Annotated in this window: 22 protein-coding genes and 1 pseudogene; 12 read left to right on the forward strand and 11 right to left on the reverse strand. The window is 35.3% G+C overall.

The genetic code is table 11. The annotated features are described in order from the left end of the window. Nucleotides 1–99 precede the first annotated feature (99 nt). Nucleotides 100–1,002: a LysR family transcriptional regulator gene (locus tag M0Q24_RS07780; protein ID WP_295049259.1), complete on the forward strand. Its 903-nt coding sequence runs from the start codon at nt 100–102 to the stop codon at nt 1,000–1,002. Here M0Q24_RS07780 and M0Q24_RS07785 read toward each other — a convergent pair whose 3' ends face one another. Then, complete coding sequence (locus tag M0Q24_RS07785) at nt 1,003–1,467, reverse strand: hypothetical protein (RefSeq protein WP_295049262.1); 465 nt, start codon at nt 1,465–1,467, stop codon at nt 1,003–1,005. Next, complete coding sequence (locus M0Q24_RS07790) at nt 1,461–2,051, reverse strand: aminotransferase class IV family protein (protein WP_295049265.1); 591 nt, start codon at nt 2,049–2,051, stop codon at nt 1,461–1,463. The genes M0Q24_RS07785 and M0Q24_RS07790 overlap by 7 nt, the downstream gene beginning before the upstream one ends. Nucleotides 2,052–2,127: 76 nt before the next feature. Between M0Q24_RS07790 and M0Q24_RS07795 the strand changes: the two genes are divergently transcribed. Then, nucleotides 2,128–2,385 carry a hypothetical protein gene (locus M0Q24_RS07795; RefSeq protein ID WP_295049268.1) on the forward strand — a complete coding sequence of 86 codons (258 nt, stop codon included), beginning with the start codon at nt 2,128–2,130 and terminating at the stop codon, nt 2,383–2,385. A 9-nt stretch (nt 2,386–2,394) separates the two neighbouring features. Here the strand turns inward: M0Q24_RS07795 and trpS are convergent, their stop codons facing one another. Continuing rightward, nucleotides 2,395–3,369 (reverse strand): tryptophan--tRNA ligase, encoded by a 975-nt coding sequence (gene trpS, locus M0Q24_RS07800; protein WP_295049271.1) that lies wholly within the window; start codon nt 3,367–3,369, stop codon nt 2,395–2,397. A 106-nt stretch (nt 3,370–3,475) separates the two neighbouring features. Here trpS and raiA (M0Q24_RS07805) point away from each other — a divergent pair, with 106 nt between their 5' ends. Further along, nucleotides 3,476–3,805 (forward strand): ribosome-associated translation inhibitor RaiA, encoded by a 330-nt coding sequence (gene raiA, locus M0Q24_RS07805; RefSeq protein ID WP_295049274.1) that lies wholly within the window; start codon nt 3,476–3,478, stop codon nt 3,803–3,805. A gap of 33 nt (nt 3,806–3,838) precedes the next feature. Here raiA (M0Q24_RS07805) and der read toward each other — a convergent pair whose 3' ends face one another. The 3 genes from der to M0Q24_RS07820 all read right to left on the reverse strand — a co-directional run bounded on the left by der (nt 3,839) and on the right by M0Q24_RS07820 (nt 6,374). Continuing rightward, nucleotides 3,839–5,317 carry a ribosome biogenesis GTPase Der gene (der, locus tag M0Q24_RS07810; RefSeq protein WP_295049277.1) on the reverse strand — a complete coding sequence of 493 codons (1,479 nt, stop codon included), beginning with the start codon at nt 5,315–5,317 and terminating at the stop codon, nt 3,839–3,841. A gap of 77 nt (nt 5,318–5,394) precedes the next feature. Continuing rightward, nucleotides 5,395–5,796, reverse strand: a complete 402-nt coding sequence (locus tag M0Q24_RS07815) for a hypothetical protein (protein WP_295049280.1) — start codon at nt 5,794–5,796, stop codon at nt 5,395–5,397. Further along, complete coding sequence (locus M0Q24_RS07820; protein ID WP_295049283.1) at nt 5,796–6,374, reverse strand: LPP20 family lipoprotein; 579 nt, start codon at nt 6,372–6,374, stop codon at nt 5,796–5,798. The genes M0Q24_RS07815 and M0Q24_RS07820 overlap by 1 nt, the downstream gene beginning before the upstream one ends. Nucleotides 6,375–6,440: 66 nt before the next feature. On the opposite strand from M0Q24_RS07820, the gene M0Q24_RS07825 reads away from it, so the two are divergent. Continuing rightward, entirely contained in the window at nt 6,441–6,911 is a 471-nt protein-coding gene (locus tag M0Q24_RS07825) for a phosphoribosyltransferase (RefSeq protein WP_295049286.1), read from the forward strand. A gap of 3 nt (nt 6,912–6,914) precedes the next feature. Here the strand turns inward: M0Q24_RS07825 and M0Q24_RS07830 are convergent, their stop codons facing one another. Both M0Q24_RS07830 and M0Q24_RS07835 read right to left on the reverse strand, forming a co-directional pair. Further along, complete coding sequence (locus M0Q24_RS07830; RefSeq protein ID WP_295049289.1) at nt 6,915–7,253, reverse strand: cytochrome C; 339 nt, start codon at nt 7,251–7,253, stop codon at nt 6,915–6,917. A gap of 26 nt (nt 7,254–7,279) precedes the next feature. Next, nucleotides 7,280–8,032 carry a TerB family tellurite resistance protein gene (locus tag M0Q24_RS07835; protein WP_295049292.1) on the reverse strand — a complete coding sequence of 251 codons (753 nt, stop codon included), beginning with the start codon at nt 8,030–8,032 and terminating at the stop codon, nt 7,280–7,282. Nucleotides 8,033–8,257: 225 nt separating this feature from the next. Here M0Q24_RS07835 and M0Q24_RS07840 point away from each other — a divergent pair, with 225 nt between their 5' ends. The 8 genes from M0Q24_RS07840 (at nt 8,258) to recG (ending at nt 15,591) form a co-directional block, all read left to right on the forward strand. Beyond that, nucleotides 8,258–9,145, forward strand: coding sequence for a DMT family transporter (locus tag M0Q24_RS07840; RefSeq protein WP_295049295.1), 888 nt, complete (start codon nt 8,258–8,260; stop codon nt 9,143–9,145). A gap of 56 nt (nt 9,146–9,201) precedes the next feature. After that, the gene (gene kdsA / locus M0Q24_RS07845; protein WP_295049298.1) at nt 9,202–9,996 is read left to right on the forward strand and encodes a 3-deoxy-8-phosphooctulonate synthase; all 795 of its coding nucleotides are present in this window, start codon (nt 9,202–9,204) and stop codon (nt 9,994–9,996) included. Between the two features lie 17 nt (nt 9,997–10,013). Then, nucleotides 10,014–10,478, forward strand: a complete 465-nt coding sequence (ribE, locus tag M0Q24_RS07850) for a 6,7-dimethyl-8-ribityllumazine synthase (protein WP_295049301.1) — start codon at nt 10,014–10,016, stop codon at nt 10,476–10,478. Beyond that, nucleotides 10,478–10,885: a transcription antitermination factor NusB gene (gene nusB, locus M0Q24_RS07855; RefSeq protein WP_295049304.1), complete on the forward strand. Its 408-nt coding sequence runs from the start codon at nt 10,478–10,480 to the stop codon at nt 10,883–10,885. Before ribE ends, nusB begins: the two co-directional genes overlap by 1 nt. A gap of 3 nt (nt 10,886–10,888) precedes the next feature. Beyond that, entirely contained in the window at nt 10,889–11,314 is a 426-nt protein-coding gene (locus tag M0Q24_RS07860) for a DUF302 domain-containing protein (RefSeq protein WP_295049307.1), read from the forward strand. 9 nt (nt 11,315–11,323) lie between these two features. After that, complete coding sequence (locus M0Q24_RS07865; protein WP_295049310.1) at nt 11,324–12,373, forward strand: dehypoxanthine futalosine cyclase; 1,050 nt, start codon at nt 11,324–11,326, stop codon at nt 12,371–12,373. Nucleotides 12,374–12,425: 52 nt separating this feature from the next. After that, nucleotides 12,426–13,709, forward strand: coding sequence for a pitrilysin family protein (locus M0Q24_RS07870; RefSeq protein WP_295049313.1), 1,284 nt, complete (start codon nt 12,426–12,428; stop codon nt 13,707–13,709). 88 nt (nt 13,710–13,797) lie between these two features. Then, the gene (recG, locus tag M0Q24_RS07875; protein WP_295049315.1) at nt 13,798–15,591 is read left to right on the forward strand and encodes an ATP-dependent DNA helicase RecG; all 1,794 of its coding nucleotides are present in this window, start codon (nt 13,798–13,800) and stop codon (nt 15,589–15,591) included. 121 nt (nt 15,592–15,712) lie between these two features. Here recG and raiA (M0Q24_RS07880) read toward each other — a convergent pair whose 3' ends face one another. The 3 genes and pseudogenes from raiA (M0Q24_RS07880) to M0Q24_RS07890 form a co-directional block, all read right to left on the reverse strand. Then, nucleotides 15,713–16,246 (reverse strand): ribosome-associated translation inhibitor RaiA, encoded by a 534-nt coding sequence (gene raiA, locus M0Q24_RS07880; RefSeq protein WP_295049319.1) that lies wholly within the window; start codon nt 16,244–16,246, stop codon nt 15,713–15,715. 54 nt (nt 16,247–16,300) lie between these two features. After that, nucleotides 16,301–16,759, reverse strand: a complete 459-nt coding sequence (locus tag M0Q24_RS07885; RefSeq protein WP_295049322.1) for a hypothetical protein — start codon at nt 16,757–16,759, stop codon at nt 16,301–16,303. Further along, nucleotides 16,735–17,223: pseudogene (locus tag M0Q24_RS07890) on the reverse strand (protein containing prepilin-type N- cleavage/methylation domain protein); the annotation flags it as partial. The gene M0Q24_RS07885 and the pseudogene M0Q24_RS07890, both read right to left, overlap by 25 nt.

The following is a 17,223-nucleotide window of genomic DNA, read 5'->3' on the forward strand; positions in this document are numbered from 1 at the left end:
TTTATTATAACTAAATACTTATAAATTATACAAAACTATTGCAATAATTATAATATTGAGTTATAATTTTAACTATTCATTAAACTTATAGGAATTATTATGTTAAAAGATTTTGCCAAACTACAGACTTTTTTAATGGTCATAAAAGAGAAGAGTTTCTCTAAGGCATCTGCTAAATTAGGTATATCTCAACCTGCAGTTACTCAACAGATAAAGTTCATAGAAGATTATCTTGATACTAAGATTGTTGAGCGAAAAAAGAACGGGATCCTACTCACTAAAGAAGGTGAGGATCTATATAGAATTGCTACAAAACTTGACAAAGCTATTGTAAGTGGTGAAAAAGAACTTCTAAAGATCATAAATAAAGAGTTCACTTTTATCATGGGTAGCTCAAACGCAATTGGAAACTATGTTCTTCCAAATTATTTAGGTGAGATCAAAAAAAGAATAGGCAATGAAGTCTATATGCATGTAGATCTCTCTTCAAACATTATAGATCAACTAGAAGAGAAAAAGATAGATCTAGCTCTTATAGAATCACCTGTTTTTAGAGATGGTATCATATATAGAGAATGGGTTCAAGATGAACTTGTGCTTTTTTCAAACCAACCTATAAAAAAACAATTATCCGCTGAAGAGCTTTTTGATTTTGATTGGATTTGTAGAAATGAAGATTCACATACTAGAAAACTTACATCTGAAGTTTTTGAAGAGATGGGTGTTCAGTGTGCAAACTTTAATGTTTTAGCAGTTCTTGCATCTCCTACTTCTATAAAAGAGTCCATCCTAAATGCAGACAAAAATGCACCAAGACCTCTTGTTTCTATCATGTCTCGCCATGTTATACAGTCAGAACTAGAATCAGGAAGACTCTTTGAAGCTAGACTGAAAAACTACAAGATAGAGAGAAAATTCTTCATCGCTTACCTAAAAGAGAGAAAACACGATGCTTTTGTAGATAATGTTGTAAATTACCTACTCTCTCTCAACAAAATATAATTACTTCTTATCTTTCATAAACCTAGAATTTTCTGGGTTTGAAAGAAAAGATGCCATCGAATCTTCAACCCCTTTTTTATCCACTACTTTTTTAGGTTTTTGCTCTATTTTTTGATTTGATAGATTTATCATCACTGGAGTCTCATCAACTATGATTTGCATAACGGAATAAAGTGGTACGCTTACGATACTCCCAAAATTCTCAGCTCCAAAACCAGCTTCAAATGTTAAGTAGTCATCTTTTATATGTGCCGTCTCAAAAGTATATCCTGCTAAAAAAAAGAGTGTAAGTGGACGAAATTCAGAGACGATATCTTTTGGCAGAGCTGGAGAAAACTCAACATCTTCTATCTTACAAAGTATTCCAAAATTTTGTTCTTCTTTAAAGAAGTGAATAATAACTTCTTGTGTGTGTTTTTGCATCAGTTGTGCAAATTCTTTGTTGTTTGTGAGGCTCTCTAACAAATAGTATCCTTTAAATTTTCTAATGTGATTATATCAAAATCTATCATCGCATTCATAAGTGCTAAACCTGAATACTCTGCAAGATCTTTAATTTTTATATCTTTTAATATCAGTTTTTTCTCATCAACTAGTCTTGCTCTTGTAGTTCCACAAAGTAGAGGTTTTTTTGGACTATACCAAAGCCCATCTTTATAAAAAGCAACATTTGCAATAGTTGTGTCGGTTATAAAAGAATTTTTTACTATGAGGACATCATCACATAAACCTCTTTTAGCAAAAAGTTTATCAAGATGTTCTCTTGAGGTTGACTTATACTTATATGAGATCTCATCATCAAAAACTACTTTTAAGCTTTTTATATCTCTCTTTTTATACTCAAAAAACTCTACACTCAGATCTTTAGCATCATAAATTATTTTGCATCTATATAGTCCATATTTTGGAGGGTCTATATACATTTTAAACTTTTTAAACTTTTTTACATCAAGTGAAGCTAAAACACTTTCATATCTTTTTTGATGATATTTTAAATTTAAAGGTTCTCCATCAACAACTCGAATAGTCTCAAAAAAAGTTTTCTTCATATTTTCACTTAAAGGTAATTTTGTGGCTTATTAACTTAAAAACTATAAAATTATATCAAAATTAAAAAGGCAAGAGATGGCTGAGTACTTTAGTGATGGCAAAAAATTAATAGATGTTGAATATGACGATATACCAACTATCCACGACAGCATTGACGGTATGAGAGTTCTCTCAACCGATAAAAGAGCAGAAGATGAAAATGCTATGTTTTTACTAGAACCAAACGGAAATATCTCTTGTTTTGTTTTTGACGAGATCTTTATAATAGGAAGAGTAAGCGGTTTTGAAAATCTCGTAGATGCCATACAAGCATGGAATAACCACGAGATTTAAAAAATTCACTTATCTTTTTGTAGCGGGGATCCCTGTTGCTTCTCTAATCTTCTCAATCATAGGAAGTGCAACAGCTCTTGCTTTTGATGCCCCTAGATCTAGGATCTCTCTTACTTCATCTTGATGAGCCTCGTAGTAAGCTCTTTTTTCTCTTTGCTCTTTAAAATACTCCCAAATAACTTCGCCAAGATAGAGTTTAAAGTGACCATGACCTTCTCCGCCTCTTGTGTACCTTGCTTGTAGATCTAGTAGTTCATCGCCCTTTAAAAAGAGTTTTGCCATGTTATAAACATTACAGTTTTCAAACTCTTTTGGCTCTTGCAAAGCTACATTTTCTGTCACTATTTTTTTAATTGTCTTTAACTGTTCTTTTTCATCTCCAAAGATATTTACAACATTGTTATAACTCTTTGACATTTTTTGTCCGTCAATGCCAGGAACTGTTTGAACTTCTTCTTGAATGCGAAACTCTGGAATGGTAAAAATATCTCCATAAGCGTTGTTAAATTTTATGGCTATGTCTCTTGCCATCTCAACGTGTTGGATCTGGTCTTTACCAACTGGCACTACATCTGAAGCAAAGATCAAAATATCTGCAGCCATCAACACAGGATAAGAAAAAAGAGAGTGATTTGCAGCTATGCCTTTTGCCGTTTTGTCTTTATAACTATGTGCACGCTCTAAAAGTCCCATTGGAGTAAAAGATGACAAGATCCAGTAAAGCTCTAGTACTTCTTTTACATCTGACTGTATCCAAAATGTTGATCTGTTAGGATCTATCCCTAGTGCTAAAAAGTCAGTTGCACATTGCATTGTAAGTTTTGCTAACCTCTCTCCATCGCTTACACTTGTCATCGCATGATAGTTTGCTATAAAAGCAAAAGTTTCACTGCTATCTTGTGCATCTACCATTTGCTTTATAGATCCAAAGTAATTACCTATATGCAAATCTCCTGATGGCTGAATCCCTGTAAATACTCTCATCTTATAAAATCCTATTTTTTTAGCATTATTATAGCAGTCTCAGCTTTATTTGGCTATTATTTTCACAGATATAAGGTCGTCAATGGCTACAAACAAAGGATATATAATGGGTGTACAAATTCGTTCAAAAGATGTAAAACTTAGTGATAACAACAAAGCTCTTATAGAGTCAGCGGTCGAAGGATTTAGAAAATATTCACTTGATATTACAAGTGTAAATGTTATGGTTAAGACTGAAAAAAAAGGAATCTCTGTAGAGTTTGATATTCGCATAGCTCACAATGAGCCAGTTATTATAAATCAGTCTGATGAAGATTTAGAAACAGCTATTGACTTAGCATCTGAGAGAACATTAAAAGCACTTCGTCGTCTTCATACTAAGATAGTAGATCACGGCAAGATGTCTATAAAAGACTTAGAAGCGCTAGACTCTTAATCACAAAAGCGTTGAGTAATAGTTGCAAGAGTATTACTTTTCGCCCTTTTTCTTCGCTTTAAAAAGTAGTGGTGTTCCAGTAAAGTTAAAAGCCTCTCTTAGTTTGTTTGTTAAGTATCTTCTATATGTAAAGTGTAATCCGCTTGGTTTATTCATAATGATGGCTACTTTTGGTGGTCTTGTCTCATACTGAGTTGCATAGTAAATTCGGATAACTTGTCCGCTTACACTTGGAAGAGTATGTCGTCTTAGAGCTTTTTCTATAACTTCGTTTATCTTTGATGTTGGTATTCTTTGAGAGTAGTTTTCATTTATCTCTAAGATCATATCGTGAAGCTTATCTACTCTTTGATGTGACTTTGCAGATAGTGTTATGATGGGTGCATATGCAAGAAATTTAAATCTATCTCTAACTTCTCTTATGATCTTATCATGTTCATCTCTTTTTGAGATATCCCACTTGTTTAAAACTATGATAGAAGCTAGACGGTTACTATCAACAAGTCCTGCTATTTTCTCATCAAGATCTAAAAAAGGCTCGCTTGCATCTAAAACTATAAGTGCCATATTTGCATTTTCTAGCATCTCAGTAGTTCTCATAAGAGCGTACTTCTCAATACCTAAAATCTTACCCCTTCTTCTAAGACCTGCAGTATCGACAAAAGTGAGCTGCTTACCCTTGTAGTCTACAGTCTCATCAATTGGATCTATAGTAGTTCCAGCTACACTGCTTACAACTGAACGCTCTTCGCCTAAGAGTGCATTTAAAAGTGAGCTTTTTCCAACATTTGTTCGCCCAATTATTGCTATCTTTATGTGGTTTACATCATCTTCATCATACTCTTTTATAAGGTCGTTATTTGCAAAAATAGAGTCATCTTCTACCTCTTCTTCATCCCAGTAAATATACTCATCGCTATCTTGATCTTCATGAGAATGTTGTGCGAAAAATTCATCATCATCGATGGCGTCTTCTTCAACAACTCTTACATCATCTTCTTCACCCTCTTCTTTTACAATATCACTATCTGGCACACAAGAAGCTATCCACTCTAAAAGTTCTACCGTGTTTCTATTGTGTGAAACTGAGATTCCAAAGATAGCATCAGTTCCAAACTCATAAAAATCCCAAAGATTATCTTTCATCTTGTCGTTGTCTATCTTGTTAACAACTAGGGCTACATCTTTTCCTAAGTTTTGAAGCTCATAAAAGAGTTTTTTATCCTCTTCTTCTGGGATACTCTTTCCATCTACCACATAAAGAATAATGTCAGCCATATAAGCAGCTTTTAGTGACATCTCTTTTATCTTGTCAAATAACTCGCAGCCCTTATCAAGCCCGCCAGTATCTAAAAGTTCTACTTGTTTGTTTATGATAATGGCGTTTCTTCGTTTTATATCTCTTGTAGTTCCAGCTATGTCAGATGTAATAGCATCTCTTTTTTTTACTAAACGATTAAAAAGTGAGCTTTTTCCAACATTGGGACGACCGATAATTGCGATTTTTTTCATGAGTTTTGTGCCTTATGTAGTGAAGGAAGATAAATTTATGAAATTATATCCAAAATAAAGCGGGGTTGTGAGAACTCTTAGTCTATGACCATCCATATAAAGAGTTCTCCAGATATTTTATCTTCATAAACATCTTCTATATGTGCAGTAATCTCTGTATTTGCAGAGTAATTAGCTTTTTCTTTTATGCTAGTAGTTCCACTACCATTTTTGTAACTCTCTTCTTTAGTCAATTTCATCTGCACTTTGACACCTCTTTGAAGTGAAAGTTCATCCAAGGCTCTTGTAATTGCTAGTTTTCTTTGAGTAGATCTCTTTTGATCATAAGTTATCATAGAACTACCGACAGCACCTATTTTATCATTTTGATTTGGATTTATTATCCATGATGGAGTGATATTTGCCCTTGTAGGAGCAGGTTGTGAGATACAACCTGCTAAAATAAATAGCACAAATATAGAGCTAAAAAGTTTTTTCATTAATCAGTTGGAAACTCTTTTTCTAAACCTTCAAGAGCATTTTTTGCTTGAAATTGTTGCCACAGAGCTTCGTCATTTTTAAAGCTAGTCTTAACTGCTTGCTTTACTTCGCCATTTACTGTAGCTTCTGGGACTGTTACTAACATATAGATAGCACCCGATGGAGCAGTCCACATATCAACACCTTTTGAACCAGCGAGATCAACTTTTGCAACTTGCTTTGATACTGCAGTATTTACTTGATCTACAACTTCGCTATCGCCTACTCCAGTTGTACGAGTAAAAGTCTCTACCTTATCTTTAACTTGAGCTTTGATTTGTTGAGCTAGATCTGAGCGACCATTTGCAAGAGCAACTCTTCTCATATGACCCATACCAGCTGCACTCTTAGCAGCTATACCAACACCAGCGTAAGCACCCTCAACCATAGGTACACATGCCCATTGTGGAGCTAATACATTTTCTACTTTACAACGGTTATCAAAAACCTCTTCCTTTGTTTCTGGCGTAGCACCACACCCTGTAATTGTTGCAGCTACTAATCCAGCTAACGCGATTGACGATAAAGTTTTGATCATACGATCTCCTTTGAAATGATGAATGATTATACAACTATTAATCTTAAACAATATTTATCAATTTTTATGTTTACTTTGTATAATATCATCATGAAATACTACTCTTATGATAATTTTAAAACAGATACGAATAGACTTCTCTTAGAGATAAAAGAGTTCAAACCAGAGGTGTTAGTAGGCGTTGCAAGAGGCGGTCTTACACTCTCTCACGCTATAGCAGAAGGTCTAAATATTCGAAATGTTCAAACGCTAAGCACTCAGCTTTATGATAAAACACAAAAAAGAAATAATATCTGTATAGATGGAGAATGTAAGTTTGAAGACGTGCAAAAGGTTTTAGTTATAGATGATATAGCAGATAGTGGAGATACTCTCAAGGCCATTATGGAGATGCTTCATTCAAAATATCCAAAAGTAGAATTTAAAACTGCTACACTTTTTTACAAAAAAACTTCTGTTTACGAGCCTGACTTTTGGATAAATGAAGCGGATGAATGGATAGATTTTTTTTGGGAGAGAGACTTTAAGTCCAACTAAACTTTAGTGCCCACTATGCTCTTTAGAAAAGTCTGTCTCATAGATATAAGCAGATATCTCTCTTAGCGCATCTAACTCATAAGCTAGTTCAGGCATCAACCCATATTTTTCTATAGCATCTAGCATGATCGAAGTCTCTTCTTTTGGTTCTTTTACCCATGTTGACATATACTCTACAAAATCTTCTTTATCTGCAAATGCACTAAGATATTTCTCTCTTATCTCTACTATTGAAGGAGCGGATATAGCTTTTGTCTCATGATGACAAGTTATGCAGTTTCCATGAAACAATAGTGAGCCATATTCACTTGCATCTAAACTAAGAAAAAATAGTAATAGCAATAAAAACTTTTTAATGATCTATCCTTTTAAGACTTTGCTTTTTTTATCATCTCATAAGCTTGGTTTATCTCTTGAGTTTTAGCAGTTGCTTCTTGCATATACTTCTCACTCTTTCCTTGAGACTTAATAATGTCAGGATGATATTCACGAACAAGTTTTCTATAAGCTTTTTTGATAGTGGCCATATCATCACTTTCATTTACCCCTAGTAGCTTATAAGCATCAGAGATGTTTGCCTTTGGTTGGATGTTTTGCATCATCTTCTCAAACTGATCATATATAGCATGATAGGCATCTGGGTTAAATTCTAACGCACTTGCAATCGTTTGAAGGACTAAGTCTTCACTGTCTGAGACTTCACCATCTACAAAAGCCAACTGAATTAAAAAGCCCATAAATTGTTGCTGTTTTGACTTGTCCCTTTTTATAGCCTGCCCTAATCTTTGAGCTATCTCAGAAGTATTGTGAGTTTGATCTTTTTCATCGTTAAAAATCTCTTTTAAGATGCTCTTTGTTTTACTTGGATCTGGAAAAACATTTGAGATATCATCAAACATATGACTAACTAACTCAGCTTCAAGCGCGTCCACTCTTCCATCAGCCTTTGCAACCTTTGCAACAAGAGCTACAAAAAGTCCTAGATCACTCTTTGTGAGTGCTTCTTTTGTGATAGAGAAATTTTTAAAAGCCTCTTGTGAGTACGCTGTGTACTTAGAGTAACTCTTAAAAATCCAGTAGAAAAATCCACCAATAACTAGCAGTAGTATTAAATTGCCCATAAATTTCCTTTTTTAATTGAATGCTCTGAACAATTATTAAGCTGGTTCCTGAATCAAGTTCAGGATGACAGTTTGTTTGTTCAAAATGACAGTTTGTTTGTTCAGGATGACGCACATTCCGTCATTCCGTGCTTGACACGGAATCTAGTTTATCAAAGGGTTCAATTGTCGCAATTATACGAAATAGAAGCTAATAACTTACTTTGCATTGGTATAATGCGTCTTATGAATAGAATCAAAAGTTTAAACAAGGGCGTAAAATATATGCTTTTAGCTTCCTTTATGTTCGCCATAATGGGAGCCTTTGCAAAGTTAGCATCAGAGCATATGTCTTCACTTGAAGTTGTCTTTTTTAGAAATCTTTTTGGCGTAGTTCTTATCGGTTATACAGTCTATAAAAATCCTATGAAACAAATTGGTGGAAAACCATTTTTGCTCTTTTTCCGCGGCTTTATGGGCTTTTCTGCACTTTTAGCTTACTTTTACAATATCGCGAATATTCCACTAGGTGACGCTGTAACCTACTCCAAAACTGCACCTATTTTTACCGCTATTTTTGCATGGTTGTTTTTAAGTGAAAAGCTCTCCGTTTCTGCTTGGATAGCTGTATTTTTAGGTTTTTGTGGAATTGTTCTAATTGCTCAACCTGATGCTATTGGCTTTACAAAGTATGACTTGCTTGGTATCTTTAGCGGTGTTGGTGCTGCACTTGCATACACCTCTGTTAGAGAGCTTAGAAAATACTACGACACAAGAGCCATCGTACTCTCTTTTACACTAGTAGGAACTTTAGGACCCATACTACTTTTTGTCATCTCAGAGTTTGTGCATATGCCTTCTTTAGACTTTATGCTTGGCGAATTTGTAATGCCTAGTGGTGTAGTTTGGCTCTATGTTATAGGTCTTGGAGTTCTGGGAACTCTCTCACAATTTTACATGACAAAGGCCTATGGAGAGACAAAAGCTGGGATAGTTGGAGCTGTGAGCTACACAAACATTGTCTTTGCCATCTTTGTTGGAATGCTTTTAGGCGATGCTTTTCCAACTCTTTTAACATCAGCTGGCATCTTACTTGTTGTAGCTGCTGGAATTATGGTGGCTAGAGATAAGTAAAAGCCTATTATGATATAATTTCCTCAAATTTTTAAACCATATTTTAAGGTAGATAGATGCTATTACTAAGTGGACCTTGCGTTATTGAGAGTGAAGAAAACATATTTAAAATCGCTAAATCTTTGGAGTCTTACCATGAAGACAAAGAGATAGAGTTCTATTTTAAGGCTAGTTTTGACAAAGCAAACAGAACTTCACTAGAGAGTTTTCGTGGGCTTGGGATGGATGAGGGACTTAGAATTTTACAAAAAGTCAAAGATGATTTTGGCTATAAAATCGTAACCGATGTACATGAATCAACTCAAGTTTCAACTGTAGCAGAAGTTGTAGATATGCTGCAGATCCCCGCATTTTTATGTAGGCAAACAGACTTGTTAGTTGCTTGTGCAAAAACAGACAGAGAGATAAACATTAAAAAAGGTCAGTTTTTAAGTGGAGATGCGATGATCTATCCACTTCTAAAAGTCCTACAAACTAGAGGATGCAAAGAGGCTAGTTACGAAAATGCTAAAAAACACGGTGTCTATCTTTGTGAGAGAGGAAACTCTTTTGGATATGGGAACATGGTTGTAGATATGCGAAACCTAGTCACCATGAGAGGCTTTGCTCCAGTTATATTTGACGCTACTCACTCAGTTCAGATGCCAACGGCTGTGGGCGGAAAAACAGGTGGAGATAGCTCTTTTGTGCCATACTTAGCAAAAGCTGCTGCGGCTGTTGGAGTTGATGGCTTTTTTATGGAGACACATTTTGATCCAACTATCGCTTTAAGTGATGGAGCAAATATGATAAAATTAGATGAGTTAGAAAATCTAATAAAAACAATCAAGAAAATTAGAGAATTGAATTAAAATTAAGGAATAAACGGATGAATTTAATCGAAGGTAAATTAAAAGTTGTAAATGGTAAAAAAATTGCCATAGTTAGTACAAGATGGAACCACTTTATAGTTGATAGACTAGTTGAGGGTGCAAAAGATGCATTTGCTCGTCACGGTGGAGATGATAGCGATCTTACTCATGTTTTAGTCCCAGGTGCATTTGAGCTTCCTATGATAGTTGACCAACTTTTAGCATCGGGCAAGTACGATGCAGTTTGTGCTCTGGGTGCAGTTATACGCGGTGCTACTCCGCACTTTGACTATGTATCTGCTGAGGCTACAAAAGGGATCGCTACTATGAGTTTAAAGTACCAAAAACCAGTATCTTTTGGACTGTTAACAACTGACACAATTGAGCAAGCGATCGAGAGAGCTGGAACAAAAGCTGGAAATAAAGGTTTTGAAGCGATGACTACTGTTATCGAGATGATCGACCTTTACGAGAACTTATAATGGCAACTAGACACCACGCCAGAATGGCGGTAGTAAGCCTTCTTTATGCTTATGATCTAGGAAATGGAAATATCGCTGAGCACTCAGATGAGATCCTTGAAGAAAAAAAGATCCGCAACAAGCAAAAAGATTTTGCACTAGGACTTTTTGATGGAGTTATGCAAAATCTTGAGGCTTGTGATGCGGCTATCATAAAGCACTTAAAAGATTGGGACTTTGAGAGACTTGGAACTATTGAGAGAGCTACTCTTAGACTTGCAACATATGAGATTTTATTTGGAGAGCTTGACTCTGCTGTTGTTATAAACGAAGCAGTTGAGATCACAAAAGCTTTTGGAACTGAACAATCTCCTAAGTTTATAAATGGTGTTTTAGATGCTATTTCAAAAGACAAAGAAGTAGCATAGATTATGAAAAAACTTCTTCTTCTTTTACTCTGCGCTATAGGTTTAAGTGCAAGTGATGTGAAAATAGTTGAGAGCAAGCATAGTGTCTCTCAAACCATACAAAATATTAAAAAAATCGTAACTTCCAAAGGTTTTAAGGTCTTTGCAATAATCGATCATAAACAAAATGCAAAAAATGTTGATATGCAGATGAGTGAAGCAAAAGTTATCCTCTTTGGAAACCCAAAAGCTGGCACAAAATTAATGCAAGAAGATATCCGTACTGCACTAGATCTACCTCTTCGTATTTTAGTTTACAAAGAGTCTGGTGTCAAAATCGCCTATAGAGATGTTAGTAGTCTTAAAGCAGATTTTAAACTTAAAAACAAAAAGCAATTAAAGGCAATGGATAAAGGTCTAAGTGCTATTATTGATGAAGCTAGAAATTAAAGAGAGAAAATGAAGAGACTAAGCAAAGAAGAAGCACTAGATCTAATAAAAAATGCTGACTTAAAAGAGCTTGGCATCATGGCATCAAAAAGAAAAAAAGAGTTACATCCAAAAGGTATAACTACTTTTGTAGTAGATAGAAATATAAACTATACAAATATTTGCTGGGTAGATTGCAAGTTTTGTGCTTTTTATAGACATGAAAAAGATGCTGATGCTTATGTTTTAACCTTTGATGAGATAGATGCAAAAATAGATGAACTGCTTGAGATTGGTGGGACGCAGATCCTCTTTCAAGGCGGAGTACATCCTAAGCTAAAAATAGAGTGGTATGAAGATCTAGTAGAGCATATTCATACTAGATATCCGCAAATTACTATTCATGGCTTCTCTTCTATAGAGATAGATTTTATAGCAAAAGTTTCTCGCATAAGTGTTGAAGAGGTCTTAGAGAGACTAAAAATCAAAGGTCTAGCTTCTATTCCTGGAGCTGGTGCTGAGATCCTTAGTGATAAAGTTCGCGATATTATCGCACCAAAAAAGATAGACTCAGAAGTGTGGATAGATATCCACAGAAAAGCCCATAAACTTGACATCATGAGTACCGCTACAATGATGTATGGAACTGTTGAGAGCGACGAAGACATCATCGAGCATTTTGATATGATAAGAAAACTTCAAGATGAGACAGGTGGATTTCGCGCCTTTATCATGTGGAGTTTTCAGGGGCAAAATACTGAGCTTTTAAGACTTATTCCAGATATGGACAAACCATCTTCAAACAGATACTTAAGACTCTTAGCAGTTGCAAGACTATACTTAGATAATGTGCCAAATATTCAAAGCTCTTGGGTAACTCAAGGTGCATATATTGGTCAGATGGCGCTTAGATTTGGTGCAAATGATCTAGGCTCAACTATGATGGAAGAAAATGTTGTAAGTAGTGCGGGTGCAGCTTACACAATGGCAAAAGAGGAGATGGTAGATCTCATAAAAGATATAGGTGAGATCCCAGCTGTAAGAAATACAGCTTATGAAACACTAGAGAGGTTTGCTTAAGCAAAATCTCATCTTTGGGCGAAGCTTTAGTGGCAGGAGAACATAACAAACGATGAAAAAAATTATCTTTACTTTACTAATGATGGGACAAATAATAATGGCAGCGACAATAGAATATATAGAGACAGAGGACTTTAAAGTTCCTGTGATTTTTGAAGAAGACAAAAGACTTCCTTTAGTTAGTTTGCAGTTTATTTTTCAAAATAGCGGAAGCATAACAGACACACAAAAAGCAGGACTTGCAAAGTTTAGTGCAAGAGTTCTTGGAGAGGGAACAAAGAAACTTGGATCTTCTGCCTTTGCTGAGTCTTTAGAGAGTAAGGCTATACACATTTCTTCACACGCAGGATCTGAGACTTTTGTAATGGAACTTGGATGTTTAAAAGAGGAGTTTGGAGATGGACTTAAAAAACTTCAAGCACTTTTAAGCGATCCAAACATAAGTGAAGATGCTCTTAAAAAAGTAAAAACTACAACTCTAGGCTCACTAAGTTCAAAACAAAATGACTTTGACTATGTGGCTTCAAATGAATTGAAAAGACTTCTATTTAAAGATACTCCACTTGCAAATCCATCATCTGGAACATTGGAGAGTGTTGAGAGCATAGAGCTTAAAGATGTTAAGAGTTTCATAGAGAAAAACTTAGTTAGCTCAAAACTCATAGTCGCAATTGGCGGTGATGTGGATATAGAAAAAGCAAAAAAAGAGATACAAAAGATAGTAGCTTCAATGCCAAAAGGCGAGCTAGAAAAACTGGCTCACTACGAAGTAAACACAAAAGTACAAGAGAGCATCTTAAAAAAAGAGACTGAACAAGCTTATGTCTATTTTGGTTCACCATACAACATAGAGTTTGACTCTAGAGATTATTACAAAGCTAGAGTTGCTACTTTTATACTGGGAACTGGTGGCTTTGGATCTCGTCTAATGGAAGAGATCAGAGTAAAACAAGGTTTGGCATATTCAGCTTATGCAAGACTAAGTGTGAGCAAATCAAGTAGCTATTTGACTGGTTATTTGCAAACAAAACTAGACTCCCTTGAAGTTGCACAAAAGAGTGTAAAAGAGGTTATTGCAGAGTTTGTAAAGAGCGGTGTTACAGAAGATGAGCTAGAGCAGACTAAAAAATTTCTTCTAGGAAGTGAGCCTCTAAGAGCTGAGACAATGAGCCAAAGACTAAACCGCACATTTATGGAGTTTTACAAAGGTCAAGAGCTCGGTCATTCTCAAAAAGAGTTAGAACTGATCGAAAAACTAACACTCAAAGATTTAAATGAGTTTATCAAAAGTCATAAAGAGATTTTAGAACTGAGCTTTGCAATAGTTACTAAGTAATGCTATCTTAAGCATTATATGACACTATGCAATACTTTTGCGTGAGGTTTATAAAACAGGGTAGCATTTGGTACTTTAAGGATGTAAAATGAATCTCACAAAAGATATAGAAGCAAAGTTTAAAAAGCTCGGTGTTAACTCTTGGTGCGAACTCGCTTTAAATATCCCTCACTCTTATGAAGATCTCACCCTACACCCTAAGATAGAGATATCAAAACCACAACTAATAGATGCAACTGTTGAGTCAATTTTTCGCTCTGCAAATTCCATCCAGATAACTTTTTTTGCACATAACCTAGGTCACAGCATAAACGGTGTTTTGTTTCGCCCAAAACCATATATGATGCATCAATTTAAAGTGGGTGAAAGAGATTATTTCTATGGAGTCATAAACTGTAATGCTGGACTTTGTAGTATGGCAATGCCTAGAAAAACCACAAGTGTTGGATCTATTACTCCAAAGTACAAGTCAGCGCTTAGATCTGATGTTATGTACCGTCTTATTCAAAAAAATCTTACACTTGAAGTTTTACTAAATGAGGGTTTAAAAGAGAGTGTTGCACGCGAGATCTTATCTTTGCACTTTCCTAAAACTCTTTTAAACACAAAAGAATTAGATCCAAAGAGTATAGATGCATTAAAATATTTGGAACTCTTTTGCTATATGAGAGTGCTATCTAAAAAAAGAAGATATTTTAAACCTTTAGTGAGCGTTGAGTCTGAGTTTACATCGTGGGCTTCAACTCTTCCATTTACTTTAACAGATGAGCAGATACAAACTATAGAAGATATACAAATAGACTTCTCAAAAGATGTAGCTTCAAAGCGAATGATAGTTGGAGATGTTGGAAGTGGTAAGACTATGGTTATACTCGCTTCTGCTTTTATGATGCTACCTTTCCGCTCGATCTTAATGGCACCAACTACAATTTTGGCAAACCAACTCTATGAAGAAGCACAAAAATATCTACCAAATGTAAAGTCTGTTTTAGTCACAAACAAGTCTAGAAAGCTAGACCTATCTGAGTATGACTTTATTATAGGAACTCATGCCCTACTCTATAGAGATCTCCCAGATGCAGCTTTGGTTATGGTGGATGAGCAACATCGCTTTGGAACTGCTCAAAGAAATTTGCTAGAAAAAATTGTAAGTGAGGGAGAGTTAAAACCTCATTTTTTACAGTTTAGTGCAACTCCAATCCCAAGAACTCAAGCGATGATAGAGACAGCACACATAGATGTAAGTCTAATCACAACTACTCCATTTGTAAAAAACATCACAAGCAAAGTTATACATAAGAGTGACTTTAAAGATCTGCTTGTGCATATAAAAGAGCAAATTAGTAAAAATAACCAAGTGCTTTTAGTCTACCCTCTAGTTGAGCAGAGTGAATTTTTAGACTACCAAAGCATAGAAGAAGCGAGATCTTACTGGGAAAATAACTTTAAGAATGTATATGTAACTCATGGCAAAGATAAACAAAAAGAGGAAGTTTTGCTAGACTTTAGAGAGAGTGGCGACATACTTATAGCTACAACTGTTGTAGAAGTTGGGATCTCACTTCCAAGACTTACAACAGTTGTTATTGTTGGAGCTGAGAGATTGGGACTCTCAACTCTGCACCAACTAAGAGGAAGAGTAAGTAGAACTGGTCTTCAAGGCTATTGTTACCTCTACACAAACCAAAGCAGTTCTGATAGGCTGGAGAGATTTGTAGATACTGTTAGCGGTTTTGATATTGCAAACTTAGATCTTAAGTTTAGAAAAGGCGGAGATCTGCTGCGTGGTGCAACTCAGAGTGGAAGTCAGTTTAAATGGATTGATTTGGCAGAAGATGAAGAGATAGTAAAAAGTGTAAAAGAGGATTTAGCTCCAACTTAGGGAGTTGGAACTCCCTTCGGCTATATTAGTTATGTAAATAAACTCTGCCTCAAAGAGGCTAGCTTTAGTGGTCTCAGCGGCCTTAGCGAAGCAAAAGGGACTTTGTTCCTTTTGCGGACTATTAGTACAGACCGAATCTTCCGTCGTTTCTTTTGTATAGAACACGAGTTTTATCTTCGTTGTCTAAAAAGATCTCAAATAGTTTTCCACTCTCTTTTAAGTCGTTTAGTACATCTTCGACTTCACGAGGCTTGTAAAGATCTAGCTCTACTGGAATAATCTCATCTTCATTAGCCTCTGCTTCTGCTTTGATATCTACACTCTCAGCCTTCATCTCATTGATACCAGTTTGACGATGAGTCACCTCTTTGTCATGGATACGGCGAAGAGCTTTTTGTGCTCTTGCTATTGCAAGGTCAACTGCTGCGTATAAATCATCATCACTTTGTTTGATAACAACAGAGTTTTTATGTGCTAAATTTATAACAAATTCTACAACAGAGTGCTCTTTACCTTTTTTAGTTTGAGTAGATACTACAACATTTACAGCAATAATATCCATGTTGTACTTAGAAAGTGTCTCAATAGAAGTGTTTATATGAGCTTTAATATGCTCAGTTAGTTCTAAATGTCTTCCCGTAAGAGAAATATTCATTTATAGTCCTTTAATAATTAATTTTGGAATTATAGCATTAAAAGTTTATTATAGCTACAATTTTTGAATGCTTCTTCTGAAGTATCTTATGGGTTCGGTAGTACCATCAGGGTTTGCTGTGACTGTTATGTCCATTAGCACACTTCCGTTTTGTTCATCTGTTTGTATCGTAGTAAAATAATCATTATCCCCTCCACACACTAAACCTCTATAAACATATCTAACACTAACATTAATATCGTATATATTACCTATAGTATAGGATGGGATGGTTGTACAAGATCCAGTCTCTGCTATACGCAATAATGCCAACTCTGCTGCACTCTTAGAATACAAAACAGCTTGTTCATAGAGGTAAATATCGGTTGTTCTTTTAGCAGTTTGTGTAGTTAAAGCTAAAGAGAGAGCCATAATAGTTGAGATGATAACTATTACAATAATGGCCATCATCATAGCAAAACCTGAACGATGTAGTACTTTTTTTCTATTTAAAATATAGTTTTTTCTTTGCATAAAGAATACTCCTCCACTAAATCGGTCTCTACACAAACTTGTATCTTAACAACTGAGCCAACAGCTTTAAATCTAAAAGTATCTACATTTTGCATTAATAATTCATTTTTAGTTTGAGTTCCATCTTGTTTCAACAAATAAGTGTCTCCTCTCCAAGGTTGATAGTCATAATGAAGAGTCAAGTCTCCACTATTTTCATCATGCACAACTGCGTAAGCTGTCCATGCTAGTTGGTAGTATTCAAAAACATCAACTCCGCTAAAATCAACACCTACAATACTTGAAGAAAATCCATCTATACCATTGGCAATGATTGGATGCATTGCAGAGCTTTGATCTGTAATAGCTCCATTCCATCCATAACCAGTTCTTACATTACTATCAGAGCCTATAAAATATAGTGCTGCATTGTTTATTCCTGTTCCACTACCATGTGACAAAATACCAATAAGTGTATTAAGTGC

The organism is Sulfurimonas sp., assembly GCF_023228785.1.
Taxonomy (GTDB): Bacteria; Campylobacterota; Campylobacteria; order Campylobacterales; family Sulfurimonadaceae; genus Sulfurimonas.